Source organism: Curtobacterium sp. VKM Ac-2861 (assembly GCF_013204965.1).
Classification (GTDB): domain Bacteria; phylum Actinomycetota; class Actinomycetes; order Actinomycetales; family Microbacteriaceae; genus Curtobacterium.
On sequence record NZ_JABMLA010000001.1, the window covers coordinates 644,775 to 671,221 of the forward strand.

Annotated in this window: 20 protein-coding genes and 1 tRNA gene; 3 read left to right on the forward strand and 18 right to left on the reverse strand. The window is 71.9% G+C overall.

What is annotated here, in order from left to right:
• Positions 1-9: 9 nt before the first annotated feature.
• From HQQ88_RS02960 to HQQ88_RS02990, 7 genes are all read right to left on the reverse strand, one after another.
• Complete coding sequence (locus HQQ88_RS02960) at positions 10-2,454, reverse strand: RNA helicase (protein WP_123294401.1); 2,445 nt, start codon at positions 2,452-2,454, stop codon at positions 10-12.
• Positions 2,451-3,203: a twin-arginine translocase subunit TatC gene (tatC, locus tag HQQ88_RS02965; protein WP_111084003.1), complete on the reverse strand. Its 753-nt coding sequence runs from the start codon at positions 3,201-3,203 to the stop codon at positions 2,451-2,453. Before tatC ends, HQQ88_RS02960 begins: the two co-directional genes overlap by 4 nt.
• A 156-nt stretch (positions 3,204-3,359) precedes the next feature.
• The gene (locus tag HQQ88_RS02970) at positions 3,360-4,331 is read right to left on the reverse strand and encodes a WYL domain-containing protein (protein ID WP_173168588.1); all 972 of its coding nucleotides are present in this window, start codon (positions 4,329-4,331) and stop codon (positions 3,360-3,362) included.
• Positions 4,324-5,355, reverse strand: a complete 1,032-nt coding sequence (locus tag HQQ88_RS02975; protein ID WP_123294400.1) for a YafY family protein — start codon at positions 5,353-5,355, stop codon at positions 4,324-4,326. The genes HQQ88_RS02970 and HQQ88_RS02975 overlap by 8 nt, the downstream gene beginning before the upstream one ends.
• 71 nt (positions 5,356-5,426) lie before the next feature.
• Entirely contained in the window at positions 5,427-6,353 is a 927-nt protein-coding gene (locus HQQ88_RS02980; protein ID WP_173168589.1) for a hypothetical protein, read from the reverse strand.
• 43 nt (positions 6,354-6,396) lie between these two features.
• The gene (locus HQQ88_RS02985; protein ID WP_254066823.1) at positions 6,397-7,524 is read right to left on the reverse strand and encodes a tRNA (adenine-N1)-methyltransferase; all 1,128 of its coding nucleotides are present in this window, start codon (positions 7,522-7,524) and stop codon (positions 6,397-6,399) included.
• On the reverse strand, positions 7,521-8,279 hold the full coding sequence (locus tag HQQ88_RS02990) for an HAD family phosphatase (protein ID WP_258373165.1): 759 nt from the start codon (positions 8,277-8,279) through the stop codon (positions 7,521-7,523). The genes HQQ88_RS02985 and HQQ88_RS02990 overlap by 4 nt, the downstream gene beginning before the upstream one ends.
• A gap of 150 nt (positions 8,280-8,429) precedes the next feature.
• Here HQQ88_RS02990 and HQQ88_RS02995 point away from each other — a divergent pair, with 150 nt between their 5' ends.
• Entirely contained in the window at positions 8,430-9,365 is a 936-nt protein-coding gene (locus HQQ88_RS02995; RefSeq protein WP_123312593.1) for a proteasome assembly chaperone family protein, read from the forward strand.
• Between the two features lie 565 nt (positions 9,366-9,930).
• Here the strand turns inward: HQQ88_RS02995 and mshC are convergent.
• Genes mshC through HQQ88_RS03010 form a run of 3 tightly spaced genes read right to left on the reverse strand, consistent with a single transcriptional unit; the run spans position 9,931 to position 13,379 of the window.
• The gene (gene mshC / locus HQQ88_RS03000; RefSeq protein WP_173168590.1) at positions 9,931-11,175 is read right to left on the reverse strand and encodes a cysteine--1-D-myo-inosityl 2-amino-2-deoxy-alpha-D-glucopyranoside ligase; all 1,245 of its coding nucleotides are present in this window, start codon (positions 11,173-11,175) and stop codon (positions 9,931-9,933) included.
• Entirely contained in the window at positions 11,172-12,002 is an 831-nt protein-coding gene (locus HQQ88_RS03005) for an undecaprenyl-diphosphate phosphatase (RefSeq protein WP_111083996.1), read from the reverse strand. Before HQQ88_RS03005 ends, mshC begins: the two co-directional genes overlap by 4 nt.
• Positions 12,003-12,062: 60 nt before the next feature.
• Positions 12,063-13,379 carry a M20/M25/M40 family metallo-hydrolase gene (locus HQQ88_RS03010; protein WP_173168591.1) on the reverse strand — a complete coding sequence of 439 codons (1,317 nt, stop codon included), beginning with the start codon at positions 13,377-13,379 and terminating at the stop codon, positions 12,063-12,065.
• A 183-nt stretch (positions 13,380-13,562) separates the two neighbouring features.
• Between HQQ88_RS03010 and HQQ88_RS03015 the strand changes: the two genes are divergently transcribed.
• Positions 13,563-13,648 (forward strand) — tRNA-Leu (locus HQQ88_RS03015).
• 421 nt (positions 13,649-14,069) lie between these two features.
• Here the strand turns inward: HQQ88_RS03015 and HQQ88_RS03020 are convergent.
• The 6 genes from HQQ88_RS03020 to HQQ88_RS03045 form a co-directional block, all read right to left on the reverse strand.
• Positions 14,070-15,398 (reverse strand): NAD(P)/FAD-dependent oxidoreductase, encoded by a 1,329-nt coding sequence (locus HQQ88_RS03020; RefSeq protein WP_111083993.1) that lies wholly within the window; start codon positions 15,396-15,398, stop codon positions 14,070-14,072.
• Between the two features lie 59 nt (positions 15,399-15,457).
• Positions 15,458-15,655, reverse strand: a complete 198-nt coding sequence (locus HQQ88_RS03025) for a hypothetical protein (RefSeq protein ID WP_123294394.1) — start codon at positions 15,653-15,655, stop codon at positions 15,458-15,460.
• 25 nt (positions 15,656-15,680) lie between these two features.
• Positions 15,681-17,474, reverse strand: a complete 1,794-nt coding sequence (locus tag HQQ88_RS03030; RefSeq protein ID WP_123294459.1) for a DEAD/DEAH box helicase — start codon at positions 17,472-17,474, stop codon at positions 15,681-15,683.
• Between the two features lie 176 nt (positions 17,475-17,650).
• Entirely contained in the window at positions 17,651-18,895 is a 1,245-nt protein-coding gene (gene dinB / locus HQQ88_RS03035; protein WP_111083991.1) for a DNA polymerase IV, read from the reverse strand.
• A gap of 37 nt (positions 18,896-18,932) precedes the next feature.
• Entirely contained in the window at positions 18,933-21,260 is a 2,328-nt protein-coding gene (locus HQQ88_RS20065; RefSeq protein WP_173168592.1) for an FUSC family protein, read from the reverse strand.
• A gap of 374 nt (positions 21,261-21,634) precedes the next feature.
• Positions 21,635-22,828 (reverse strand): acyl-CoA dehydrogenase family protein, encoded by a 1,194-nt coding sequence (locus HQQ88_RS03045; RefSeq protein ID WP_173168593.1) that lies wholly within the window; start codon positions 22,826-22,828, stop codon positions 21,635-21,637.
• 23 nt (positions 22,829-22,851) lie between these two features.
• On the opposite strand from HQQ88_RS03045, the gene HQQ88_RS03050 reads away from it, so the two are divergent.
• Positions 22,852-23,646, forward strand: a complete 795-nt coding sequence (locus tag HQQ88_RS03050; RefSeq protein WP_173168594.1) for an SGNH/GDSL hydrolase family protein — start codon at positions 22,852-22,854, stop codon at positions 23,644-23,646.
• 132 nt (positions 23,647-23,778) lie between these two features.
• Here HQQ88_RS03050 and HQQ88_RS03055 read toward each other — a convergent pair whose 3' ends face one another.
• On the reverse strand, positions 23,779-25,161 hold the full coding sequence (locus tag HQQ88_RS03055; protein WP_173168595.1) for a serine hydrolase domain-containing protein: 1,383 nt from the start codon (positions 25,159-25,161) through the stop codon (positions 23,779-23,781).
• Positions 25,162-25,211: 50 nt separating this feature from the next.
• Positions 25,212-26,441, reverse strand: coding sequence for a D-alanyl-D-alanine carboxypeptidase family protein (locus HQQ88_RS03060; RefSeq protein WP_123294391.1), 1,230 nt, complete (start codon positions 26,439-26,441; stop codon positions 25,212-25,214).
• Between the last annotated feature and the right edge of the window lie 6 nt (positions 26,442-26,447).

Genomic DNA, 26,447 nt, shown 5'->3' on the forward strand with positions numbered 1-26,447 from the left:
TGCCTCCTGTCAGACCGCGGCGTAGGCGACGATGCCGCGGCGCACCGCGTCGGTCGCACGTCGGGCGGTCTGGGCGAGGTCGTCGTCACCGGCGTTCCGGATCTGGTCGAGCAGGTCGATGACCTGCTTCGACCAGCGGACGAAGTCGCCGGCGGGCAGGTCGAGGGTGCGGAGGACGTCGTCGAGGGCCGAGCCGGAGGCCCAGCGGAACATGCCGACCGCCATCGCCGGGGTGGGCGGCACCGACCCGGCCAGACGGGCGTCGCGCTCGATGTCGTCGAGGCGCGACCAGATCGTCAGGGTCTCGTCGAGCGCCGGACGGAACGCGCCGCGCGGCAGTGCGTGCTCGGTGCCGGGGGCGTCGTCGCGGCGGGGCTGGTAGATGATCGTGGCGGCCATCGCTGCGAGCTGCGCCGGCGTGAGGTCCTTCCAGACACCCGCCTCGAGGCACTCGGCGACGAGCAGGTCGCGGTCACCGTAGATGCGCTGCAGTCGGCGGCCGCCAGCGGCCACGGTGGCCTCGCCGTTGCCGGCGTCGACGAGGTAGCCGAGCTGCAGGAGCACGTCGGTGACCCGGTCGAAGGTGGTGGCCACGGCACCGGTGCGGGACCGGATCTGCTGGAGCAGCTTGTCGTTGACGCGCTTGAGCTTCCACCAGCGCTCCGCCCAACGGGCGTGCGCCTCGCGGTCGGGGCAGGCGTGGCAGGGGTGCCGCTGCATCTGGCGACGGACCGCCGTGATCGCGGCCTGCCGTTCCTGCCGTGCGCCGTGCGAGGCCTCGCGCCCACCGGGCACGTTCGTGCGCTCGAGGTCGGAGAGCTCGCGGCGGAGCGTCGAGTACTCGGTGAAGTCACCGAGGTGGCACTGCATGGCCTCGCGGTAGCCCTCGAGGGACTCCTGCTGCGAGCGGACCTTGCGGGCCAGGTCGACCACGGACCGGTCGGCCTGGAACTGCGCGAACGAGGTCTCGAGGACCTCGCGCGTGCGCTGCCGCCCGAACTGGTCGATCAGGTTGACGGCCATGTTGTAGGTCGGCTTGAACGACGAGTTCAGCGGGTAGGTGCGCCGGCTGGCGAGCGAGGCGACGGCCTGGGGGTCGAGGCCGTCGGTCCACTGGATGACCGAGTGCCCCTCGACGTCGATGCCACGGCGCCCGGCACGCCCGGTGAGCTGGGTGTACTCCCCCGGGGTGATCGGGACACGGGCCTCGCCGTTGAACTTCTCGAGCTTCTCGAGCACCACCGTGCGTGCGGGCATGTTCACACCGAGCGCGAGGGTCTCGGTGGCGAACACCACCTTGAGCAGCTTGCGCTGGAAGAGGTTCTCGACCACCTCCTTGAACGCGGGGAGCATGCCGGCGTGGTGCGCGGCGACACCGCGCTCCAAGCCCTCGAGGAACTCCCAGTAGCCCAGGACGGCGAGGTCCTCGTCCGGCAGGGTGCGGCAGTGGTACTCCGCGGTCTCGCGGATCTCGTTGCGCTCCGGGACCGTGGTGAGCGACAGGCCGGAGCGCAGGACGTTCCGGACGCCCTGGTCGCACCCGGCGCGGCTGAACACGAAGAAGATCGCGGGCAGCAGCATCCGCTCGTCGAGCATGTGCGCGATGCGTTCGCGGTGCAGTTTCTCGGTACGCGGCCCACGGCGGTCGTGGTATCCCCCACGCCCTCGTCCGCCACGGTGGCCGCCGCCGTGCCGTTCGCTGCGCGATGCACCGCCGACCATGCGGAGCAGTTCCGGGTTGACGCGGTTCGTCGCCGCCGCACCGCTGGAGTCGAAGAGGTCGACCATCTTCGAGCCGACCAGGACGTGCTGCTCGAGCGGGACCGGGCGGTCTTCCGACACGATGACGTCGGTGTCGCCGCGGACCGTCTGCAGCCAGTCGCCGAACTCCTCGGCGTTGGAGACCGTGGCGCTGAGCGAGACCAGCCGGACCTCGGTCGGCAGGTGCAGGATCACTTCTTCCCACACCGCACCGCGGAACCGGTCGGCCAGGTAGTGGACCTCGTCGAGGACGACCCAGGCCAGGTCGTCGAGCAGGTCGGAGTCGGCGTAGATCATGTTCCGCAGGACCTCGGTCGTCATCACGACGACCCGCGCCCGCGGGTTCACGTTCGTGTCACCGGTGAGCAGGCCCACCTCGGACTCGCCGTAGACCTCGACCAGCTCGGCGTACTTCTGGTTGCTCAGGGCCTTCATCGGCGTCGTGTAGAACACCTTCGCCGTCGGCTGCCGCATCGCCAGCCAGATCGCGAACTCGGCCACGATCGTCTTGCCGGCACCGGTCGGCGCGGCCACGAGGACGCTGCGGCCCTGGTCGAGCGCGTCGCACGCGGCGAACTGGAACGGGTCGAGGTCGAAGCGCAGGTCGGCGCGGAACAACTCCAGGTTGCGGGAGCGGTTCCGGACCTTGGCGGCGGCGAAGCGCTCGGCCGCGCTGAGGTCCGCGCCCGTCACAGGCCGTACTCTTCGTCGAGCTTGGCCTGCTTCTTCGCCACCCTGCGGTCGTGGAACCAGGCCACGACGCACGCGGCGATGTAGAGCACCACCATCGGGACGGCCAGCAGGAACATCGAGATGACGTCGGCGCTCGGCGTGACGATCGCGCAGAAGACCAGGATGCACAGGATCGCGATGCGCCAGGACTTGATGATCGCCGCCGCCGACAGGACGCCGACGAAGTTCAGCAGCACGATGAAGACCGGCAGCACGAACGCGATCCCGACCGCGACGATGAGCTTGATGACGAAGTCGTAGTACGCCTTCGCATCGACGATCGAGGTGTCCTGGCTCGACACGAAGCTGCCGAGGATGCCGACCACGTGGGGCAGGATGTACCACCCGAAGTAGCACCCGGCGAAGAACAGCGGGATCGCGGTGCCGAGGAAGCCCCACACGTACTGCTTCTCGCGCCGGACCAGGGCGGGCACGATGAACGCCCAGATCTGGTAGAGCCAGACCGGGCTGGCGATGACGATGCCGATCGTGATCGCGATCTGCAGCTTGAGGTCGAACGCGCCCGTGATCATCGGGAAGTTCAGCTCGGCCGTGTGTCCGCCGACCTTGGCGAGCTCGGCCACCGGTGCCCGGAGCGAGTCCAGCACGAACGGGGTCAGGAACCATCCGCCGACCGCGGCGATGACCACGGCGATCACTGCGCGGAACAGGCGGTTGCGCAGCTCGATGAGGTGCTGCCCGAGCGACATGCGGCCTTCGGCGTCGTTGTCACGGCGCCCTTGCCGCCTCGCTCGCCCGCGCGCGGTCGTCGAAGCCATGGGTCGATCCTACGGGGTGGGGACCGACAGTTCGGCGCGCTCCGTGCGAACGCACATGCAGGACCGGTCGGCGGCGGGGCTGCGACGTCAGCCGGCGGCGAGGGCTGCGGCGGCGAAGTCCCGCACCGCGTCCCGCGCGGCGGGCGGGTCGAGCACCACGGCGCGGCCGGGCAGCCCCGCGACGAGCCGGACCACGCCGTCGAAGCCGTTCGACGCCGCGAGACGGATGCGCACGCGCGCCTCGGCATCGGGGGCGTCCGCGGTGTCGGCGAGGAAGTCGGCCACGAGCGGCAGCGACAACGAGTCGAGTTCGACGGTGACGATGACGTCCTCTGCCGACTGCTGGAACAGCGTGTCCGGGATCACCACCTGGTCCGCCGACTTCTCCACCGCACGGTCGTCGACGCGTGCACCGGACATCCGGTCGAGGCGGAAGGTCCGGAGCGCCTGCCGGTCGAGGTCCCAGGCGCGGAGGTACCAGTCGGTGTCGATCGACTCGACGCGGAGCGGGTCGACCCGGCGTGTGCCGCCCTGGGTGCGCGGACCGGCGTACTCGAAGGACAACCCACGGCCGTCGGCCATCGCACGACGGATCGTGGCGAGGGCGACGTCGTGCAGGTCCTGCCCGACCGCGACCGTCGAGGCGGCACCGCCGGCACCGCGCGACAGCTTCGCCATGAGTGCTCGGATGGCGTCGCGGTCGGCGGCCTCGGGCAGCGCGGAGAGGTACTGCAGCCCGGCGATGAGCGCAGAAGCTTCTCGCGCGGACAGTCGGGGCGAGTCGTCGATGGCGACGAGGTTCGTCAGGACGATCATCTCGTTCTGGTCGAAGTCGTCCCAGGCGATGTCGAACAGGTCGCCGTGCTGGTACTGCATCGTCTCGCCGGGGACCCCCGACACCGCGATGAGCTCCACGGCGCGGCGGATGCGGGCCTCGGGGACACCGAAGTGGCGCGCAGCCTCGGCCACCGAGACACGCTCGCGGTCGATCAGGTACGGCACCAGGGCGAGCAGGAAGGCGAGCTTGTCCTGCGCCTGCAGGGGTTGGGCGTCAGCCACGGGCGGACTCCTCTCCGTCGCTGTGGTCGCGCACGAGCGCACGGAGCCGCTCGACGACGCGCAGCCGCAGGTCCTCCGGCTCGAGCACCCGGACCTCGGGTCCGAAGGCGGCGAGTTCCTCAGCCAGGATCTGCGGGTCGACGTGGTGCAGCACGAGTGCGCCGTCGGCGTCGGTCTCGGTGTCACGACGGCGGGCGAGCCGCCGCTCGGCGTCGGAGCCGGGGGTCACCGCGATGCGCGCCGTGCGGGCTGACCAGATCCGTTCGAGTTCGGCGAGCGTGCGCTCCCCCGCGCCCACCGGGGCGGTGTGCTGCCCGACGTCGTACTGCGTGACGGGTCCGACGATGCGTGAGAGCAGGTAGTTCTTGTCCGAGTCCGTGGCGAACTCGTGGGCGGCGAGCATCCAGCGGCCGCCGTGCTGCACCAGGGCGAGCGGGGCGAGCTCGCGACGACGGGCCTCGTGCTGGCCCGGCGTGATGTAGTCGAACCGGACGGCGGCACCGCGGTCGAGGGCGGAGCGGAGCGGCTCGAACGCCGCGTCGCGTGCTCGGAGCCGCGGGGCGTACGCGTCGACGCCGAGCTGGAGTGCGCCGTCGTCGTCCTCGGAACCCGCGGACCGGACCTTCAGCAGCCCGCGACGCGAGTCAGCGGACAGCGCGCCTTCGCGCCAGGCCATGGCGGCCAGCGACAGCAGCGCGGACTCGTCCGGCGTGAAGCGGACGTCCACGGGCAGGTCGTACTCGCCCTTCGGGATCCGGTAGCGCAGCGTCTGGTTGTTGCCGGCGGCGCCCGGTGTCTCGATGGTCTCGAGCGGGATGCCGAGCTCGCGGACGTCGTCCTTGTCGCGCTCGAACTGCCGCTCGAGCGAGGCGTTGTCCCCACCCGGTGTGAACCGCTGGCGGTAGCCCTGCACGTTGGTCAGGATCTCCGCCTTGGTCAGCCCGGACTCCGTCGAGAGCAGCGCGAGCACGAGGCTGAACAGCCGCTCCTCTGCGGGCACACGGGGCACACGGGTCGCTGGCACGAGGCGATCCTACGGCAGCGCGGGTGCACCGGAGTGCACCCGCGCCGCGGTCGGTGGACGGTGCGGGAGCGTCAGCTCGACATCGCTCCGAGCACGTCGATGACGTACGCGTAGGCGGTGCCCTGCTGGTTCACGACGGCCAGGACCTGGTCGCCGACGTGGTGCCCGACGATGGCGTTCCGCACGCCCTCGTCGACCTGGCCCTTGGTGAGCGGCACGGTCTGCGCTCCCGAGCCGTCGGTCCAGCTGGAGCCGGCCACGGACGGGTCAGCGCCCCACGTCACGGCGGTGTACTTGATGACCGCGGTGTCCTTGGCGGTGAGCACGCGACCGGACCCCTTGCGGAGCAGGTGCGTCTCGTTCGACTTCGGCGCGTTCCACGACGGGATCGTGATGCCGGGGGCGCCGGACGGTGCGAGCACGACGGCGGGCATCTTGTCGCCGGCGAGCTGCGGGGTGCCGGTCGCGCGGGCGTCGAAGGCCCGCTTGACGTCGATGACGGCGATGACGGCGTCCTCGGTCTTCCCGGACGAGCCGCTGTCGGTGGTCGCGCTGGTGTCCGAGCTGCTGAGGGCGCTCTTCGGCAGCGCGACGGCCAGGCGGTCGCCGACCTGCGCGCACTCGAGCGACTCGCCGAGGGCGCCGTAGTTGCTCGCACCGGCGGTGATCGGAGCCGTCTGCCCGGAGTACCCACTGGTCTGCGCGACCTCGCCGGTGGCGCCGTCGACGAGCGTGTACTCGATCAGGACGGGGGTGCCGTCGTCGATCGTGCGGCCGTCGCCCTGCTCCAGGACGGAGACCTGCGTGCCCTTCGTGGTGAGTCCGCTCGGGATCGACACCTTCGGCTCCTTGCCGAACGCGCCGGTGGCGGTCACCGCTTCGGACGCCGCACCGGGTGCAGCGCAGCTCGAGGGTGTGGTGCCGGCGCCGTTCGAGGCGCACGCCGTGAGCGACGCCACGAGACCGATGGTGACCAGGAGTGCGGGGATGGTGCGCACGGACCCTCTTTCCGTTCGATGCAGGACGGGCACGTCCGTCAGCCTACCGTTCGCCGTCGGTCGGCTCGGACGCGTCGCTGACCGACTCGGACGCGTCGCTGACCGGCTCGGCCCCCTCGGCAGCAGCGGCTGCGGACCCGGCCTCGGCAGCGGCGACCTTGCGGGCCTGCGCCGCCGACTGCCGCGCGACCTTCCGGAGCTTCTTGTCGCTCGTCGCGCGCTCGCCCACGGCACCGGGGGTCCAGGCCTCGATGTCCTCGTCGGAGAACTCGACCTTGCCCGCACGGCGCTTCAGGTTCGGCAGGACGGTGCCGTCGGCGAGACGACGGGCCGTGATGAGGAACCCGGTGTGCCCGACCATGCGGTGGTCCGGTCGGACGGCGAGCCCCTCGACGTGCCAGGTGCGCACCAGGGTCTCGCTCGGCATCGGGTCGGTGAAGCGGCCGGTGTCGCGCAGGGCCTCGGCCGTGCGGGACAGCTGGGTGACGGTCGCGACGTAGCAGACGATGAGTCCGCCGGGCACGAGGGCGTCGGCGGCGGCGTCGACGCACTCCCACGGCGCGAGCATGTCGAGCACGACGCGGTCGACGCTCTGCTCCTGGACAGCGCCGGGCAGCTCCTCGACCAGGTCACCGACGGTCACCGACCAGTTGTCCGGGACGGCGCCGAGGAACGTGCCGACGTTGCCCTGCGCGATCGCGGCGAACTCCTCGCGACGCTCGAACGACTGCAGCTGCCCCGTCGGACCGATCGCCCGCAGCAGGAACAGGGAGAGGGCACCGGAACCGACGCCCGCCTCGACCACCCGGGCGCCCGGGAAGACGTCCGCGAACGCCACGATCTGAGCGGCGTCCTTCGGGTAGACGATGGCGGCACCACGCGGCATCGACATCACGTAGTCGTTGAGCAGCGGACGGAGCGCCAGGTACTCGTCGCCCGTGCTGGCACGGATCACCGAGCCGTCGGGCTGGCCGATGACGTCGTCGTGCCGGAGCACCCCGCGGTGCGTGTGGTACTCGCCGGCGGTCTCGAGGGACAGCGTCGTGAGCTTGCCCTTCGGGCCGGTGAGCTGCACGCGGTCGCCGGCCCGGAACGGGCCACGCGGGGGCGTGTGGGGTGCGCCTCCGGCGGTGTGCGGCAGGGCCGCTGTCGGGTCGTCGGTGTGGCTCATCGGGTGACTCCCTCGGTGTCCGCAGCGTGCGCCGGGTCAGGAGCCGGGCCTCCCGTCACGGCAGCGCGTGCGGCCAGCGCCGGCGTCGTCAACTCGACCAGGCGGGCGACGTCGACACCCGACAGGGTGGTCAGGTGCACGTCACCGCCGGCGATCTCGGACAGCGGGACGATGTGCTCCACGGCGACCGTGACGGCGCCGGAGGCGACGGCCGAGGCGACGCCGGTGGCGGAGTCCTCGATCGCGACGCACGCGGTCGGCTCGACGCCGAGCTGGGCGGCGGCGGAGAGGTAGGCGTCCGGGAACGGCTTCGGACGGTCGACGTCGTCACCGGCCACGACGACGCGGAACCCACGCTCGCCCAGTGCCTCGGCGGCGACGAGTGCCATCTTGCGGCGGGACATCGTCACCAGCGCGGTGGGGATGCCGCGGGCGTGGAGCTCCTCGACGAGTTCGCGGGCACCCGGGCGCCACGGCAGCTCACCTGCGCGCAGGTGCTCCATCACGTAGTCGGTCATCCACTGGATGATCTCCTCGACCTCCATGTCGACGCCCTTGGCGCGCAGGAGCTCGCCGGAGCGCTCGAGGCCGGAGCCGACCAGGGACAGGCCGTCCTCGTGGGTCCACTCGGCGCCGTAGCGGTTCGTCAGGTCGACCTGGGAGCGCTGCCAGATCGGCTCGGTGTCGATGATCGTGCCGTCCATGTCCCACAGCACGGCTGCGGGCGGGACGAGGGCAGGAGGATGCGCGGTCACGGGCGACGAGTCTACCGGGGCCGTTCCGCTGGGCGCGGACGGGCATGCCCGCGGGCGTCGCCGGGGCCTACAGTGGATGCCTGCATCGTGTCCGGCCGGGTGCCTCGTCGTGCCCGCCCCGCTCCGCTCCACCACCAGGAGGTCCGCTCCGTGCCACAGCACTCCCCCTTCAGCGACGGCCGGCTGCTCGTCGTCGCCTTCGAGGGCTGGAACGACGCCGGCGAAGCCGCGAGCGGACTCGCCCGACGCATCGTCGAGTCCCTCGGGCTCGACGAGCTGCGCGAGCTCGACGGGGAGCGGTACGTCGACTACCAGTTCAACCGTCCGACCATGGGGTCCGACGAGACCGGAGCCCGAGGGGTGCAGTGGCCCCGCATCGTGCTGCACGGCCCCGGGGCCGAGGGCCGTCCGGTCATCGGCGCCACCGGCTCCCCGACCGACCGCGACGTGTTCGTGCTCGTCGGTCCGGAGCCCTCGCGCACCTGGCGCGGCTTCTGCGCCGAGATCATCGACCTCGCCGACGTGTACTCGATCGACGCCGTCGTCTTCGTCGGCGCGATGCTGGCCGACGTGCCGCACACCCGACCGATCTCGGTCTTCGTCTCGAGCGAGAACGCAGGCGTCCGCACCGCGTTCGACGTCGACAAGTCCTCGTACGAGGGTCCGACCGGCATCCTCGGCGTCCTGGCCGACGCGATGGACAAGGCCGGGCTGACCACGCTGTCGCTCTGGGCCTCGGTCCCGCACTACGTGCACAACTCGCCGTCGCCCAAGGCCACCCTCTCGTTGCTCGACAAGATCGAGGAGCTCACCGACGTCACCGTGCCCCGTGGCACCCTGCTCGACGACGCCACCGAGTGGGAGGACGGCATCGACGCCCTCGCCGCCGACGACGAGGACATGGCCTCGTACATCGGGCAGCTCGAGCAGGCCCGCGACACCGTCGACTCTCCCGAGGCCTCGGGCGACGCGATCGCGCAGGAGTTCGAGCAGTACCTGCGGCGCCGCGAGCACAAGGACGGCAAGGACGGCGGCACCGCTGGTGGCGAGGGGCCCTGGCGGCCCCCGCAGCCGCCCCAGCAGTAGGGCGGCGCGGGCGCGGCGCGGCTCGCGCGTCCTGTTCGCCGAGGTTCCGAAATCTCGGCGTCTCACGGCCCCACGCGGCGATCCGTGGAACCTCGCCGGTACGCGCGCGGCGTGTCGCCGCTTTCTGCGCACGGCCGGCCATGCGGCGTGTTCGCAACCGGTCGCCGGACGGGAGGCACGGTGCCAGCCCGCCACGGGCCTCCCGTCCGTCGCCGAGTCGCGCCCAACGCGCCCGGCCGGTCCCACCGAGGTTCCGAGATCTCGGAACCTCGGGGCCGCACGCGGCAGTCCGTGGAACCCAGGCGGCACGCACGCGGCGTGTTGTGGAACCTCGGCCGACCGGGGCCGGCGCGCGCGGCCCGTCCCCCTGAGGTTCCGAGATTTCGGAACCTCGGGGCCGCACGCGGCAGTCTGTGGAACCCAGGCGGCACGCACGCGGCAGTCTGTGGAACCCAGGCGGCACGCACGCGGCGTGTTGTGGAACCTCGGCGAACCCGGCCGGGCGTGCCTCAGCGCCAGGTCCCGGCCCGAGCCCCGGCAGCCCCAGCCCCAACCCCTCCCGGGGTCAGGCCAGACGGATGCCGAGCAGCGCGTCGATCAGGTCGGCGAGCTCCGGTGTGCACGCCGTGCCCCCGGCGATCGCAGTGTCGACCGCGGCGACCGCACCCGGCGTGTCGAGGTCGTCGGAGACCCGCGCCCGGATCCGGGACGCCACGTCGGCCGCGTCGTCGGCGTGCCCGGCGGACGTGCCCGATGCCCAGGCGTCCCAGGTCGCCAGGCGCGTCGTGGCACTCGTGAGCTCGGCGTCGAACCACTCCCAGTCGTCGGAGTACTTGTGCGACAGCAGCGCGAGCCGGATCGCGCGGGGGTCCGCGCCGTCGTCGAGCAGCCCCCGCACGGTGACGAGGTTGCCGAGCGACTTCGAGATCTTCGTGCCCTGGTAGGCGATCATCCCGGTGTGCACGAACGCATGCGCCAGGGGCTGGTGCGCCAGGGCCGCTGCGTGTCCTGCGCTCATCTCGTGGTGCGGGAAGACGAGGTCACTGCCACCACCCTGCACGCTGATCGGCAGGCCGAGGCGGTCGCCGGCGATGACGCTGCACTCGATGTGCCAGCCCGGCCGGCCGGGGCCGATCTCGGAGTCCCAGCTCGGCTCACCGTCGCGGGCCGCACGCCAGAGCAGCGGGTCGAGCGGGTCGCGCTTGCCGGGTCGCTCCGGGTCGCCGCCGCGCTCGGCAGCGAGCGTGAGCATGGTCTCGCGGTCCAGGCCGCTCTCGTCGCCGAGCGACCACGCGTCGGTGGGGTGGTTCACGTCGAAGTACAGGTCGTCGCCCTCGGCGTCCGGGGTGGGGACCTCGTAGGCGGAGCCGGTCTCCTGCAGGAACGCAACGGCCTCGGCGACGCGGTCGACCTCGTCGGTGACGGCCACGAAGTCGTCGGGCGGCAGGATCCGCAGCGACTCCATGTCGCGACGGAACAGGTCGATCTGCGACGCGGCGAGCTCGCGCCAGTCGACGCCGTCGCGGGTGGCGCGCTCGAGCAGCGGGTCGTCGACGTCGGTGACGTTCTGCGCGTACTCGACGTCGAGGCCGGCGTCGCGCCACGCGCGGCCGAGCGTGTCGAACGCCAGGTAGGTCGCCGCGTGCCCGAGGTGGGTGGCGTCGTACGGGGTGATCCCGCAGACGTACAGCGCAGCGCGCTCCTCGCCCTGCGTCGGGTCGACCGGCTTGCCGGTGGCGGTGTCGTGCACGACGGGCCGCGGCGCTGCGCCGGGGACGTCGGGGACGGACGGGGCCTGCCAGGCCCTCACGGCTGGATCACTCCGAGCGACAACAACACGATGAGAACGATACCGAGTGCGATGCGGTACACGACGAACGGCATGAAGCTGCGCTTGCTGATGTAGTTCATGAACGCCGCGATCACCACGAACCCGACGACGAACGCCACCACCGTCGCGATGAGCGTGTCGGCGAGTCCGAACGGCGCTCCGTGGTCACCGAGGCTCGTCGCGGCCTCGTACAGCCCGGACAGGAACACCGCGGGGACGGCCAGCAGGAACGCGAACCGCGCCGCGGCCGGCCGCGTGTAACCGAGCGCGAGCCCCATCGACACGGTCGCACCGGAGCGGGAGACCCCGGGGACGAGTGCGAGCACCTGCGCGAGCCCGATCAGGATGCCGCCACCGAAGGTCATGTGTTCGATCCGACGCTCCTTGCGGCCGACGACGTCGAGCACCCCGAGCACGATGCCGAAGACGATGAGCACGATCGCGACGATCCAGAGCGAGCGGAACGTGGTCTCGATGGAGTCCTTCAGCAGGAGCCCCGCGATGCCGATCGGGATGGTGCCGAGGATCACGAGCCACCCGAGACGCACGTCGGGGTCGCCCTTCGGGACGTCGCGCCGGAACACGGAGCGGAACCACCGCCCGATGATCCGGGTGATGTCCTTCCAGAAGTAGATGAGCACCGCGGTCTCGGTGCCGAGCTGCGTCACCGCGGTGAAGGCCGCGCCCGGGTCCTTCGCGTCGGGCAGGAACAGCCCGACGATGCGCAGGTGCGCGCTGGAGGACACCGGCAGGAACTCGGTGAGCCCCTGGACGAAGCCGAGGAAGATCGCCTCGAGGATGTGCACGCACGGGCCTTTCGGGGGAGGTCGGTCAGGACACCGCCACGCAGGCGACCATGAACAATATCAGTACGTGGCCAGGAGGTCCCCGAGAACACGCCGACCGAAGGCCAGCGAGTCGAGCGGCACCCGCTCGTCGACACCGTGGAACATCGCCGGGAAGTCCACCCCCGCGGGCAGCTGCAGCGGCACGAAGCCGTACCCGGCGATCCCGAGCGTCGACAGCGCCTTGTTGTCCGTGCCGCCGGACAGCAGGTACGGCAGCACCGGGGCGCCCGGGTCGTGGCGGCCGAGGACGTCGCGGACGGCGTCGACGAGCGGTCCGCCGAAGTCCTGCTCAAGACCGATGTCGCGGAAGGACATCACGACCTCGACCTCGTCGCCGGCGAGCTCCCGCACACGGGCCAGCACCGTCTCTTCGTCGCCGGGAAGGCAGCGGATGTCGACGAGCGCCTCGGCCGTGTCCGGGATCACGTTGTGCTTGTAGCCCGCGGTCAGGACCGTCGGGTTCGTCGTGGTGTGCAGTGCGGCGTGGATGAACCGCGAGGCCGAACCGGTGGCGAGCGCGACCTCGTCCGGGCCCGTCACGGTCGGGTCGACGCCCAGGAACCGAGCGACCTCGGCGACCATCGCGTCCGTCGTCGCCGACAGGCGCACCGGCCACTCCTCGCTGCCGATCCGGGCGACCGCCGCGGCGAGCTTCGTCACGGCGTTGTCGCGGATGACGTGCGAACCGTGCGCAGCCGTGCCGCGGGCGACGAGCTTGATCCACATCAGCGCCTTCTCGCCCGTCTGCAGCAGGTAGGCGCGACGGTCGCCGAGGGTGATCGAGTACCCGCCCACCTCGCTGATGGCGGCGCTGGCCCCGGCGAAGACCTCGGGGTGGTGCTCGACGACGTGGTGCGAGCCGAGGACTCCCCCGGCTTCCTCGTCGGCGAAGTACGCGATCACCAAGTCGCGCTCGGGAGCCCCCTGCGCCGCGATGACGTCCGACAGCGACGTGAGCATCATCGCGTCCATGTTCTTCATGTCGACGGCGCCCCGCCCCCACAGCGAGCCGTCCTTGACGACGCCGCCGAAGGGGTCGACCGACCAGTTCGCCGGATCGGCCGGAACGACGTCGAGGTGCCCGTGCACCACGAGAGCCGGCTTGTCACGATCGCGGCCGGGCACCCGCGCGACGACACTGACGCGATCCGGCTCGGACTCGAACAACTGCGGCTCGAGGCCCAGCCCGCGCAACTTGTCCTCGACGTAGTGCGCCGCCTCGGTCTCGCCGCGCGACTTCCCCTCGCCCCAGTTCGTGGTGTCGATGCGGATGAGGTCGCGCGCGATCGCCGCGGTGGCCTCGAGCTCGGTCACGGTCGGATCCGGGTTCGTCATGCCACCACGGTATCGGTCCGCACCGACGCACCCCGGCCCGGTGACGCCGCGGGACGCGCCCGGAACCCAGCCCTCTGGACGCGCCCGGGATGCGCGGCCGTGTTCATCGGGCGTTCAGACCCGTGCTAGTGTTTTCTCTCGGCAGGGACGCCGGGGAAACCCGGGGAAATCGCCACACATCCAGTCCGGATGGCGGAATTGGTAGACGCGCTAGCTTGAGGTGCTAGTGCCCGTATTAGGGCGTGGGGGTTCAAGTCCCCCTTCGGACACAGAAACATGCAGTGCCCCCTGACCTTTCGGTCCGGGGGCATTTTCTGTTGCGTCTCCCGGCGAGTGCCGCCATCGCTGCGCTCAGGGCGTCACCGCCTCGGCCAGTTCGCTGCGCTCACGGCCACCGCCCGCCAGTTCGCTGCGCTCACGGCCAGGGGTGGGGGCACGGCCAGTTCGCTGCGCTCACGGCCGATGCGTGAGCAAGTTCCGACAGACCACCAGGGGAACGACGCGTGTGCTGTCGGAACATGCACACGCACTGGATGAGTGCGCATCTTCCGACGGAGCACGCGTCGATCGACAAGTGGAGCGTCGGAAGATGCGCACGCATCCGGCAGCGAGCAAGACAGCGCACGCACGGACGGACGGGAGGCGCGGTGCCAGCTGACACCGCGCCTCCCGTCCGTCAAGTGGTTGCGTCTAGCTCTTCGACGCCTCGACGAAGTTGCGGCGCGGGTCCGTCTCCTTGATGAGCGAGGTCGCGTCGCGGCCCGAGACGGCACCGGTGACCCAGCCGATGACGATGCGCGCCTTACGGTTCAGCGTCGGCATCGCGTACACGTGGTACGCGCGGTGGGCGAGCCAGGCGAGCAGGTTCGTCATCTTGATGCCCTTGATGTTCGCGGCACCCTTCGCGACACCGTACGAGGCGACCGTGCCGATCGAGGGGTGGCGGTACTCCTCGAGGGGCTTGCCGGTGATCGTCGCGACGACGTTGTCCGCCGCGACGACGGCCTGACGGACGGCGTTCTGCGCGTTCGGCGGGTAGAACGCCGGCTGCTTGTCGGCGGTCAGGTCGGGCACCTGCGCGACGTCGCCGAGACCCCAGACACCGGGGACGACCTCGTGCGTGTCCTCGGCCTCGACCTGGAGCTTCGCGTTGGCGGCGAGGTGCCCCTTCGGTCCGCGGGGCAGGTCGGAGGCGTCGAGCAGCGGGTTCGGCTTCACGCCGGCGGTCCAGACGAGCAGTCCGGTCGGGATCTCGTCGCCGTCGGAGAGCTTGACGATACCGCCCTCAGCGCTCGGCATGGTGGTCTTCAGGCGCACGTCGATGCCACGGGCACGGAGCGACTCGAGCGTCCACTTGGACAGCTCCGGGCCGACCTCGGGCGCGACACGGTCGAGCGCGTCGATGAGGATCCAGCGGGGCTGCTCCCCCGCGAGCGACGGGTAGGTCTTGATGGCGGCCTGCGAGACGTCGAACAGCTCGCCGATCGCCTCGACGCCGGTGTAGCCACCGCCGACGAAGACGCTGGTCAGCAGACGACGACGCTCGTCCTCGTCACGGGTGGCAGCGGCCTTGGCGATGTTGTCGAGGAGCTTGGCGCGCACGTAGGCTGCCTCTTCCACGCTCTTGAAGCCGACGCCGTACTCCTCGAGTCCGGGGGTCGGGAAGGTGCGGGTGACCGAGCCGAGCGCGACGACGAGCTGGTCGTAGCCGAGCGTGCGGTCGTCGCCACCGGCGGTCGCGATCGAGACGGTCTTGTCCTTCGACGAGATGCCGGTGACCTTGCCCTGGATGACGCGGGTCTTGCGGAGCGCACGGCGCAGCTCGACGGTCACGTCCTTCGGGGCTATGTGGCCGCCGGCGACCTCGGGCAGGAACGGCAGGTACGTGTAGTAGGTGTTCTGGTCCACGAGCGTGATGCGCATGGGCACGGTCGCGGCGTGCTTCTGCAGCTGCTTGACGGTGCTGTAGCCAGCGGAGCCGCCGCCGAGGACGAGGACGTGAGGGATCGAGTCTGCCATTCCTCCGGTCTACCGGATACGGGCCGTCAACGTCATGAACGCCGCACTTCCTGAGCGAATCAGCGCTCTCGGAGTCGCCACCAGGCCGTCTCAGCGAGGTCGAGACCCATGTAGACCCCGTGCGCGGTGCGTCGGGACTCGGTCAGCGAGAACCGTCGCAACCGGTACCCACCACCGAACCGGTCGATGATCGCCTCTGGGGAGGACTCCGCGTCGCGCTTGACGTACCAGGTGCGGTCGTCGACGGACTCGATCACGGGCGGACCGCCCGGACCGGACCCGTCACCGGCGCCCGCCGATGCGGGAGCGCAGGACGTCGATGCGCTTCTGGATCTGCTCGATGCTCGCCTGCGCCACGGCCGGCCCACCGCTGATGCGCCGGAGCTCGGCGTGGATGGAGCCGTGCGGCTCGTTGGAGTGCCGGGACCAGATCGACACGAGGCGCGCGAGCTCGGTCCGCTGCTCCTTGATGGTCATGTACATCGGGCGGTTCTCGGGCTCGGCAGCCTTCGGTTGGCCGTCCTTGACCGCCCGGCCCTTGGAGCGCTTCGCCTGGGTCGCCTGACGCGCCCGGAGCAGGTCGCGCACCTGGTCGGGTTCGAGGAGCCCCGGGATGCCGATGAAGTCGAGTTCCTCGAGCGACCCGACCTCGCCGCCGGTACCGAACTCGCCGCCGTCGTAGAGGACGCGGTCGAACGACGCCTGCGAGTCGAGCGCCTCGAACGGCTGGACCTCGAGCAGGCTCTCGGACGCGCGGTCTTCCTTGTTGGCCTCGGCCACCATCGCGTCTTCGGGGTTGTACATGCCGTCGTCGGCGTCCTTCGGACGGTCGAGGGCGTGGTCGCGTTCGAGCTCGAGCGTCGCCGCCAGTGCCATCAGTCCGGGCACGCTCGGCAGGAACACCGAGGCGGTCTCGCCACGGCGCCGAGCACGCACGAAGCGGCCGATCACCTGGGCGAAGAACAGCGGGGTGCTCGCGCTCGTGGCGTACACGCCGACGCAGAGCCGCGGGACGTCGACGCCCTCGGACACCATGCGCACGGCGACCATCCACCGCGAGGTGTCGTCGGCGAACGCGCTGATCCGGCTGGACCCGGCGGCTTCGTCGGACAGGACGACCGTCGGCCGCTCCCCGGTGATCTGCTGCAGGATCCGGGCGTAGGCGCGAGCCGTGGTGGTGTCCGTCGCGATGACCAGACCACCGGCGTCGGGCACACCACGACGCACCTCGGTCAGGCGCTTGTCGGCGGCGGACAGCACGGCCGGCATCCACTCACCCTCGGGCGACAGGGCGGTGCGCCAGGCCTGCGCGGTGATGTCCTTCGTGACCTGTTCGCCGAGGGAGGCCGACATCTCGTCGCCCATCCGGGTCTTCCAGCGCATCTGGCCGGCGTACGCCATGAACAGCACCGGCCGGACGACGCCGTCCTTGAGCGCCCGGCCGTAGCCGTAGTTGTAGTCGGAGATCGAGGTCCGGATGCCCTGCTCGTCGGGGGCGTACTGGACGAACGGGATCGGCGCGGTGTCGGACCGGAACGGCGTGCCGGACAGCGAGAGCCGTCGGGTGGCACCGGAGAAGGCTTCCCTGATGCCATCGCCCCAGGTGAGCGCGTCGCCGCCGTGGTGGACCTCGTCGAGGACGACCAGGGTGCGCCCGCCCTCGGTGATCTTCTTGTGTACCTCGGGGTTCATGCCGACCTGGGCGTACGTGATCGCGACGCCCTGGTAGTGCCGGCCGAACATGCCGTCGCCGTTCTTGAACATCGGGTCGATGCGGATGCCCACGCGGTCGGCGGAGTCCGCCCACTGCCGCTTCAGGTGCTCGGTGGGGGCGACGACCACGATGCGGTCGACGGTGCCGCGCGCCAGCAGCTCGGTGGCCAGGCGGAGCGCGAACGTCGTCTTGCCGGCGCCGGGCGTCGCGGCCGTCAGGAAGTCACGCGGCTCGGACTCGAAGTACTTCGTGAGGGCTTCGACCTGCCACGCGCGGAGCTTCGACGCGGTGCCCCACGCGGCTCGGTCCGGGAACGCCGGCGACAGGTGCTGGACGGCCGAGTTGCCGGCTGCCTCGGCCAGGGCGGCCGCGTCGGCTTCGTCCCGTGCCACGGCGTCGGCGTGCGCCGATGACTGCGCGGACACCGACGACGACGACGTCGACGACGTGTGGTCGTCCCCCGACTCGGCCCACAGCGTGGCGGGCTGCTGCTGTTCGTACTCCGCTGCGCTCACTGGACCTGATTCTACCGCCACCGTCAGTCCTGCCTGGCGTGCGGGACGTGGCCGTCGGGGGTCCGGCGGACCAGGGATGCCGGTCGCAGCACGCCTGCGCCGAAGCGCGCGGCGACCGCGTCGACCGTGGTCTCGGTCTCGCGCCACGGCGCGTCGTCGTCCCACAGCGCGTTGCTCGCGGCGGCCGGCACGAGGTTCTCGCCGCGGACCCCGATGAGCCGGATCCGGTTGCCCGGTCGGTGCAGCACGTCGTACAGCTCGACGGCTTCGCGGTGCAGCCGCTTGGCGACGTCGGTGGGCTCGGCGAGGGTGCGCGACCGGGTCAGTGTGGTGAAGTCGGTGTAGCGGACCTTGAGCGCGACGGTGCGGGCCTGCACGTCGGCGTGGCGCAGGCGGACGGCGACCTTGTCGGCGAGGCGCAGGAGCTCGCGCGCGACGTCGTCCCGCTCGGTCAGGTCGTGGCCGAAGGTGACCTCGTGCCCGATGGACTTCTCGCCCACACCGGTGTCGACGACGCGTGGGTCGCGCCCCCAGGACAGGTCGTGCAGGCGCTGGCCACCGGCCGGCCCGAGCGCGGACACGAGCGACCCGAGGGGCGTGTTCGCCAGGTCGCCGACGGTGCGGATGCCGCGGCGCTCGAGGGTCTCCTGCGTCTTGCCGCCCACGCCCCACAGCGCCGAGACCGGCTGCGGGTGCAGGAACGCGATGGTGTCGGCCGCGGGCACGACGAGCAGCCCGTCCGGCTTGGACCGGCTCGATGCGAGCTTCGCCACGAACTTGGTCGACGCGGCGCCGACCGAGCAGTGCAGGCCCGTCTCGGCGTGGACCGTGCGCCGGATGGCCCGTCCGATCTCCCACGGCGTGCCGTACAGCCGGAGCGCGCCGGCGACGTCGAGGAACGCTTCGTCGATGCCGAGCCGTTCGACCCGCGGCGTGAACCGGTCGAAGACCGCCATCACCGCGGCGGACTGGTCGCGGTACTTCTCGAAGTGCGGCTCGACGATGATCGCGTTCGGGCAGCGGCGCTTCGCGATGGCCATCGGCATGGCGGAGTTGACGCCGTACCGACGGGCTTCGTAGGTGGCAGCGGTGACCACGGAGCGGTCGGAGTCGTGGCCGACGATGACCGGCAGACCCACCAGGTCGGGTCGGTCGAGCAGTTCGACGGAGGCGAAGAAGGCGTCCATGTCGACGTGCAGCACGGTCGCCGAGACGTCGTCCACCGGTGCGTCGGAGACGAGCCGGTTGCTTCCGTCCTGCTTGCTCACACCGAGATGATGCCAGGGACCACCGACATCGCCGGGCTCACCGTGCGCCGGTGGCCGCCGAACGCGTGGCGGTCTCGCCGAGCACGGTCGCCCGGTGCCGGTCGGCCAGCAGCGCGAGCGCCTCGTCGATGCGGCCCAGCGCGTGCGCGGCGACCTCGACGGTCTGCTGGTCCGGACCACCCGCCGCCGCGCCCACCGCCGTGTCGAGTTGGTCGCCGACCCGCGCCCAGACCGGCGCCGGCGCGGCGGACCGGGGCCCGGCCACGATGCCGTCGGCCAGGTCCGCGATCGACGCGGCGAGGCGGTGGGCGGCACCGGCCAGGGCGTCGGGCGGGTCCTGCGGGGGCGAGCCGAGCCTCCCGGCCGCCTCGCGCGCGAACGTCGCCGCCGCCTGCAGGGACGTCCGGGTCCTGGCGTCCGCGCGGGCGGGTCCGCCCGTCGGGAACCGCACCATCGGGCGCAGGACGGCGTCCAGTTGGTAGGTCGCTGCGTCGACGGCGCGCGATCGTGCGCGCAGGTCGGGTGCGGCGGCGTCGGTGGCCGTGTCGGCCGACCGGGAGGCGCGGATCGCGCCCGCACCGTCGGTCGCGTCCGCCTCGGCGTCCGCGTCGACCCCGACCAGCGCGAGCACGAACGCCCGGACCGCGGTCAGCTGCCGGCGCACGGCCCGTCGGATGACGGCCCGGGTGGCGATCGGGAAGACGACGGCGCTCACGAGCACGGCGACCGCGGCGCCGAGCAGGTTCTCGGCGAGGCGGATCGGGATGAGCGAGTCGGTGAAGCTGCCGGAGAACGCGTACACCTGGCACAGGACGACGACCAGGCACGCGACCCAGACCGAGTAGACGCCGCCGAAGCCGTAGGTGCCGACCGCGAGCAGGACGCAGACGAGCACGAGCGTGAACCAGGGGTGCGCCGTGCCGACGACGTGCACGAGGACGATGCCGACGGCGCCGCCGACGACCGTGCCGACGGCACGGTGCAGGCCCTTGCGGACCCGCTCGTGCGTGGTGTTCGTGCCGGCGAGGACGATCATCACGCCGATCACGCCCCAGTAGAACCGCGGGCCGTCGAGCAGCAGCGCGAGGGGCTCGACGATCGCGACGGCGATCGCGGCGTGCACCGCGGTGCGCAGCGAGACGGAGAGTCGCCAGCGGCGCCAGGGGCCGTCGGCGACGGTGTCGGCGAGCACCGGCACGGCCCCGGCCGGGCGGCCGCCGGCGAGGACGACGGGCGTGACGAAGGGCGCTGCCAACGCGACGCCGTCGCCGTGGTGCGGCAGTTCGTCGCGGAGCTCGCGCCACCGCAGCCCGGCGCCCTGCAGGTCGGTGAACTCGGCGGCCATCCGACGGACGACGGCCGTCGTGCGCGAGCCGGGGTCGCCGGCGGACGCCGTGATGCCGTAGCGGGCGAGCAGGGTCTGTGCGGCGTCCTCGCCGTGCCCGCCGCCGTGGCGCAGGACGATCGTGACGGCACGGAGCGCGGCGTGCCGGACGTCCGACGGCGCGCCGTGCTCGACGAGGGCACCGGCACCGCGCCCGAGCTCGTCGACGGCGAAGTGCGTGTCGAACACGAGCCGGTGGAGCTCCTCGGCCGTGGTGTCGGCGTCCACCCCGCTCGCGGCGAGCATCCCGTCGACCGTCAACGCGATCTCGTGGTACCGGTCGCGGCTGCGACGGAGGCGGCGCAGGGTGCGGCGTCGTGCGGCCGGGTCGTCCGCCGCGGCGAGGACGGCGGCAGCGGCCTCGAGCACGGCCGAGCCACGGGCGACGAAACCACGGCGGGTACGCAACAGGGCACGGTGCGCGTCCGGTCGGAGCACCAGGCGGACCAGGACCGTCGCGGCGAGCGAAGCGGCCACGACGAGGCCGAGCGGCACGACACTCGTCTCGGGCAGCGGGAGGAGCAGCCCGCACAGGTACCCGGCGAACCCGACGATCGCGGCGTCGGCGGCCCACGCGCCCCACGCGGCCGCGGCGAACTGCAGGAACAGCAGCACGACGATGAGCACGAGCTCGAGGAGCCGGAACGGCTGCAGGGCGATGCTGCCGGCGAGGGCGACGACGAACGGCACGAGGACGGCTCCGGTGCGGGCAGCCGTCCGGCCGGTGCTCGGGTCGACGATGACCAGGCAGGTGATGAACGCGGGCATCGCGCCGATCATCACGCCCAGGATCGCGGGCAGGCCGAACGCGGTCGCGACGGCGTACCCCACGGCCATGCCGGCGGGCACCGCGACCAGGGTGCGGAGGGCACCGTCGGTCTTCACGAGCCCGGGGTCGAGCGCGAGGACCGCGTCGGCGAGCCGCCGGGAGCGTGTCCGTCGACGGGGAGGGGTCCGGTTCGTGGTGTCGGTCCTCGGCACGAGTCGGCCGCCTCCTCTGCGCTCGGGAGGTCAATCGTACCGGATGCTAACTATCCGGTCGTGCGGTCGGCAGCCGCACGGTGCGGCCTTCGGCGCTCGGTGCGAGGTTGATCGCTCGGTGCGGCGCTACAGGGCCGCACGAGGCGAGCAACCTCGCACGGGCTCACAAGTCCCGCACCGTGCGACCGTCGCCCTGGCCCCGGAGCACCGTGCTACCGTCGCCGATCCGTGCCGGGTTGATCGCTCCGTGCGGCGCTACAGGGCTGCACGAGGCGGGCAACCTCGCATGGACTCACGCGCTCTGCACCGTGCGACCGTCGCACCGCACCGCACCGGGCCGGGCGCGCGACCGCTCCAGGCCGCACGCGTCCGCGTCAGGCGGGCGGGCCGAGCACCGACGCCGCGAGCGTGCGCGCCGCCGAGTCCCGCGACGACGGGTGGTACTGGCCGGCCCGGACGTCGCGCGCCAGGCGGGCGAGTTCGCTCGAGGACCGGAACGCCGAGCCCCCGACCACCCGCATGGCCTCGTCCACCACGTGCTGCGCGGTGTCCACCGCCCGCGCCTTCGTGCCGACGAGCAGCGGGAACCACCGGGCGCCGAGGTCGTCCTGTTCGTCCACCGACCGGGCGAGCGCGTCGACCTGCAGGGTGATCGCGTCGACGGCACCGCGCAGGTCCGCGATCGCACGCCGGACGTCCGGGTCCTGCGACCGGAGCGAGCCGTCGGCCGCGACGCGACGTCCGACGGCGGACACCGCCAGCGTGATCGCACGTTCGGCGATCCCGACGTACACCGAGGCGATGAGCAGCTCGAACGCCGCGAAGACCCCGAACACGAGCGGGTCCTGGTTCGGCCCGACCGGCAGCGACCGCACGATGCGGTCGGCGGGGACGTGCACGCCGTGCAGCTTCGTCGTGCGGCTCTGCGTGGCCCGCATGCCGAGGGTGTCCCAGTCGTCCAGGTGCTCGACGTCGCCGTCGGACCGGAGCACGAAGCCGTGCACCAGCCGCGGTTCCGGGCCGGAGGTGTCCTTGCCGAACACGCTCAGGACGTCCCACGCCGGTGCGAGCGAGGTGAAGACCTTGGTGCCGGTGAAGCGGTAGCCGCCGTCGCCGTCCGGCTCCGCCGTCGTCGACGAGTCGAACAGGACGGCGTCGTTGCCGGGTTCGCTCACCCCGAACGCCAGCAGGTGGTCGTCCGACGCGTGGTCGGTGACGGCCTGGAGGAACGACGCACCTCGCGCAGTCACGGCGCGCGCCGCCTGCACCCACACCTGGTGCATCCCCAGGCCGAGCGCCGTCGCCGGCGCGGCCTGGGCGAGGGTCCGCTGGACGGCGGCCGTGGCGCGGAGTCCGAGCCCGAAGCCGCCCTGCGCCACCGGCACCCCGATGCGCAGGTAGCCCGCGGCGCGGAGTCCCTCGAGGTCCTCGGCGCAGAACGCGTTCGCGGCGTCGTACCCGGGGGCGCGTTCGGCGATGCGGGCGAGCAGGTCGTCCGGCACGGTCCAGGCGGCTGCGTCCGTGCCGGCGTCCGCGCCGGCGGCTGCGCCCGTGTTGGCCTTCGTCATGGCACGAGACTATGGTCCGGAGCGTGTCAGATCGTCATCCGTGGTCCAGGTACGTCGCGATCGGTGACTCGTTCACCGAGGGGATCGGCGACCCCGACCCCACCGTCCCCGGGGGGAACCGGGGCTGGGCGGACCGGGTCGCCGAGATGCTCGCCCACGGGTCCGACGACTTCGCGTACGCCAACCTGGCGATCCGCGGGCGGCTGCTGCAGCAGATCATCGACGAGCAGGTCGAACCGGCGCTCGCGCTCCGTCCGGACCTGGTCACGGTCTCCGCCGGGGGCAACGACATCATCCGGCCGGGCTCCGATCCGGACGAACTCGCCGAGCGGGTGGACGCCATGGTGTCCAGGCTGCGGAGCGACGGCGCCACCGTGGTCCTGTTCACCGGGCCCGACGTCGGCATGACGCCGGTGCTCGGCATGGTGCGCGGCAAGACGGCGATCTACAACGAGAACCTGCACGCGATCGCCCTGAAGCACGGCGCACTGGTGGCGGACATGTGGGCGCTCCGGGTGCTCCGCGACCCGCGCATGTGGGCACCGGACCGGCTGCACCACTCCCCCACGGGGCACGCCACGATCGCCGCCGCGGTGCTCGACGCCCTCGGCGTGCCGCACGGCCTCGAGCCGTTCAACCCCGAACCGCTCGAGGCGCGGCCGTGGCGTGAGGCCCGCGCCGAGGACCTCGGCTGGGCGAAGGAGTACCTGGTGCCGTGGGTCGTCCGGCGCATCAAGCACACCTCGTCGGGCGACGGTGTCTCCGCCAAGCGCCCCGAGCTGCAGGACGTCGTCGAGCACAAGTCCGACACCCCGTAGCGGAACGAGGGCCATCCGAGTCCGAACGCCTCCCCGACCGCGCCCCACCACGATCATCGCGCCCCGACTCCCCAGGGCGCGATGACGGCACGGGGGCGCGAACCGGGTCGTGCACCCTGTGGTCGGCGCAGGTCAGTCGGCGGGCCGGTGCAGCGTGAGCGCGCCGTCGTGCAGCGGTTCGGTCTCCCACGTCGTGCCGACCGTGCCGGCAGCGAGGTCGACGCGGAGCCACAACAGGTGTGGTGTCTCCACGAAACGGAGCGCGACGAGCACGGCGCCGTCCGGCTGGGTCGCGGCGCTCGCTGCGAGAGCACCCTCGACGGCCCACTCCCCCTCGCCGACCGGCACCGACGCCGACGCTCCGTCGGCGGACACGGTCAGCCGGATCCCGTGGGTCCCGCGGTCGAAGCCCACGGCGTCGAGCGCCGCACCGGGCAGCACGCGGAGCGCACGACCGGCCACGTGCTCGGGGACCGCGGCGCCACTCACCGCGGGCAGTCCCAGGGAGGTGAGCCGTGCCTCCAGGGCGGTGTCCGCACCCGTGTCGGACGGACGGTCGACGGCGGGCAGCAGGTGCTGCCAGGCCGCGTCGAGGACCGCCTGCATGTCGAGGCTCTGCCCCGTGATCGCGAGGACGACGTCGAGCTCCGGCAGGACGACGCAGAACTGACCGTAGGCGCCGTCGCCGCGGAAGCCGTGGCGGGCCATCCAGAACTGGAAGCCGTAGCCCTGCGACCAGTCCGGGTTCTCCTCGGCCGGGTTCTCGATCTGCTTGCGCGTGGCGGCCGCGACCCAGTCCTCGTCGAGGATCCGCTCGCCGTCCCACAGACCGCGCTGCAGGTACAGCTGTCCGAGCGCGGCGACCGCCGAGGTCGGCGCGTAGCACCCGCTGAAGCCGAGCTCGGCGCCCGTCTCGTCGCGGCGCCAGGCGAGGTCGTCGATGCCGAGCGGGTCGAGCAGACGTGGACGCAGGTAGTCGACCAGCGAACCACCGCTGACCCGCCGGACGATCGCGCCCAGCGTGTACGTGCACGGCTGGTTGTAGGCGAAGACGGTGCCGGGCTCCTCGTCCGGCGGCGTGAGCAGGAAGCCGCGGACGAGGTTCGTCGGGTCGGCGGCGCGTGCTCGATCGAGCGCTTCTTCGCGGTGCCCGCTCGCCATCGCGAGCAGGTGCCGGACCCGGATGCGGCGGCTGCGTTCGTCCGTGATCTCGTCGTCGAGCTCGGGGAAGTACGACAGCGCGGTCGCGTCGAGGTCGATCAGTCCCTCGCGCACCGCGATGCCGACCGCCGCTGCGGTGAAGCTCTTGCTGAGCGAGTAGAGCAGGTGCACCCGGTCGGCCGCGTACGGCTGCCACCACCCCTCGGCGACGACCTGGCCGTGGCGGAGCAGCATCAGGCTGTGCGGCTCGACACCGGGGGTCGACTCGAGGGCGTCGACGAACGCGAGCACACCGCGGGCGTCGATGTCGAGGGCGGAGGGGGTGGTCCGGGGGAACGTCTTCGTCGTCGTCACCCGTCCGACAGTACGGACTCCGGGTGGTGCGCGTCAGCGCGCGAGCGCCGTCAGCCCTGGAACGGGTTCGTCCAGCGCCACCAGACGCCGGGGTCGTCGATCGTCCGCTCGAGCACGAGCGGCACCGACACCGGGTCGTGGTTCGTGACCGTGAAGCGGACCTTCCCGACCCGCTCGCCCTTCGTCCCGAGGGTGACCTCGTCGAGGTGCGCCTTCGCCCGGACCTTCGTCTTGCCCCAGACCAGGACCTCGGCCGCCTTCGCGGTGACCGCGTCGGCTTCGTCCTGCCAGGGGGTGGAGAACGTGCCGAAGGTCTGGCCGGCGTGGGTCAGGGGCACGACCTGGAAGTTGTCCGCGACCGACCGCAGCAGCCGTTGCACGTCGACGTCGAGCGAGTCGTGGTCGACACCGCCGAGCATCACGCCGATGACGGTGACGTCGCGGCCGCCGCGCTCGTAGGTCGCCGCGAACAGCAGGCAGGCGCCGGCCTCGTCGAGGGTGCCGGTCTTGATGCCCTCGATGCCGTCCAGGCCGAGCAGCTTGTTCGAGTTCTCGATCTCGCCGACCGTCGGGATCGTGACGTCCTTGGTGCCGACGATCTCCTTGACCACCGGGTTCGCGAGGGCGAGCTGCCCGAGGTCGACCAGGTCGGTCGCGGTCGAGGTGTTCTGCGGGTCGAGACCGGTCGGCTCGTGGATCGTGGTGTCGTCGAGGTCGTGCTCCTCGAGCCACTTCGTCGCCGCCTGCTCGTACTCGGCGATCGACCCGAAGGCCCAGATGGCGAGGGCGCCGGCGTAGTTGTTCGCCGACTTCATGAGCATCACCTGGAACGCCTGGTGCTCGGTGAGCTTCAGGCCGGCGGGCATCGGCGCGACCTCGCCGTTCATCGCCGCGTACTTGGCGTAGAGCGACTCCATCTTCGGCGTGAAGGTGATCGCGGGCCCGGACTCCCCCGCCGCCATCGGCTTCTCGTCGAGGACCACGAGCGCCGTGACGATCTTGGTGATGCTCGCGATCGACCGGGGCTTCGTGTCACCGCTGGTGCGCAGGCTCTCCGGGAAGTCGGTGGCCTCGACCGCGGTGGCGCCGTAGCCGGGGAAGCTCAGCGCCGGCACGCTCGACGTCGGGGCCGAGTACGTGGTGGTCGCGGCGCTCGCCGGACCGAACGGCACGACGGCGGCGGCCACGAGGTACCCGGCGACGAGCACCAGGACCGCGACGACGGAGATCGTCACGGGCCTCCGGACGGCGGAGCGGGGGCGACGGACGACTCGTGACACGGGAAC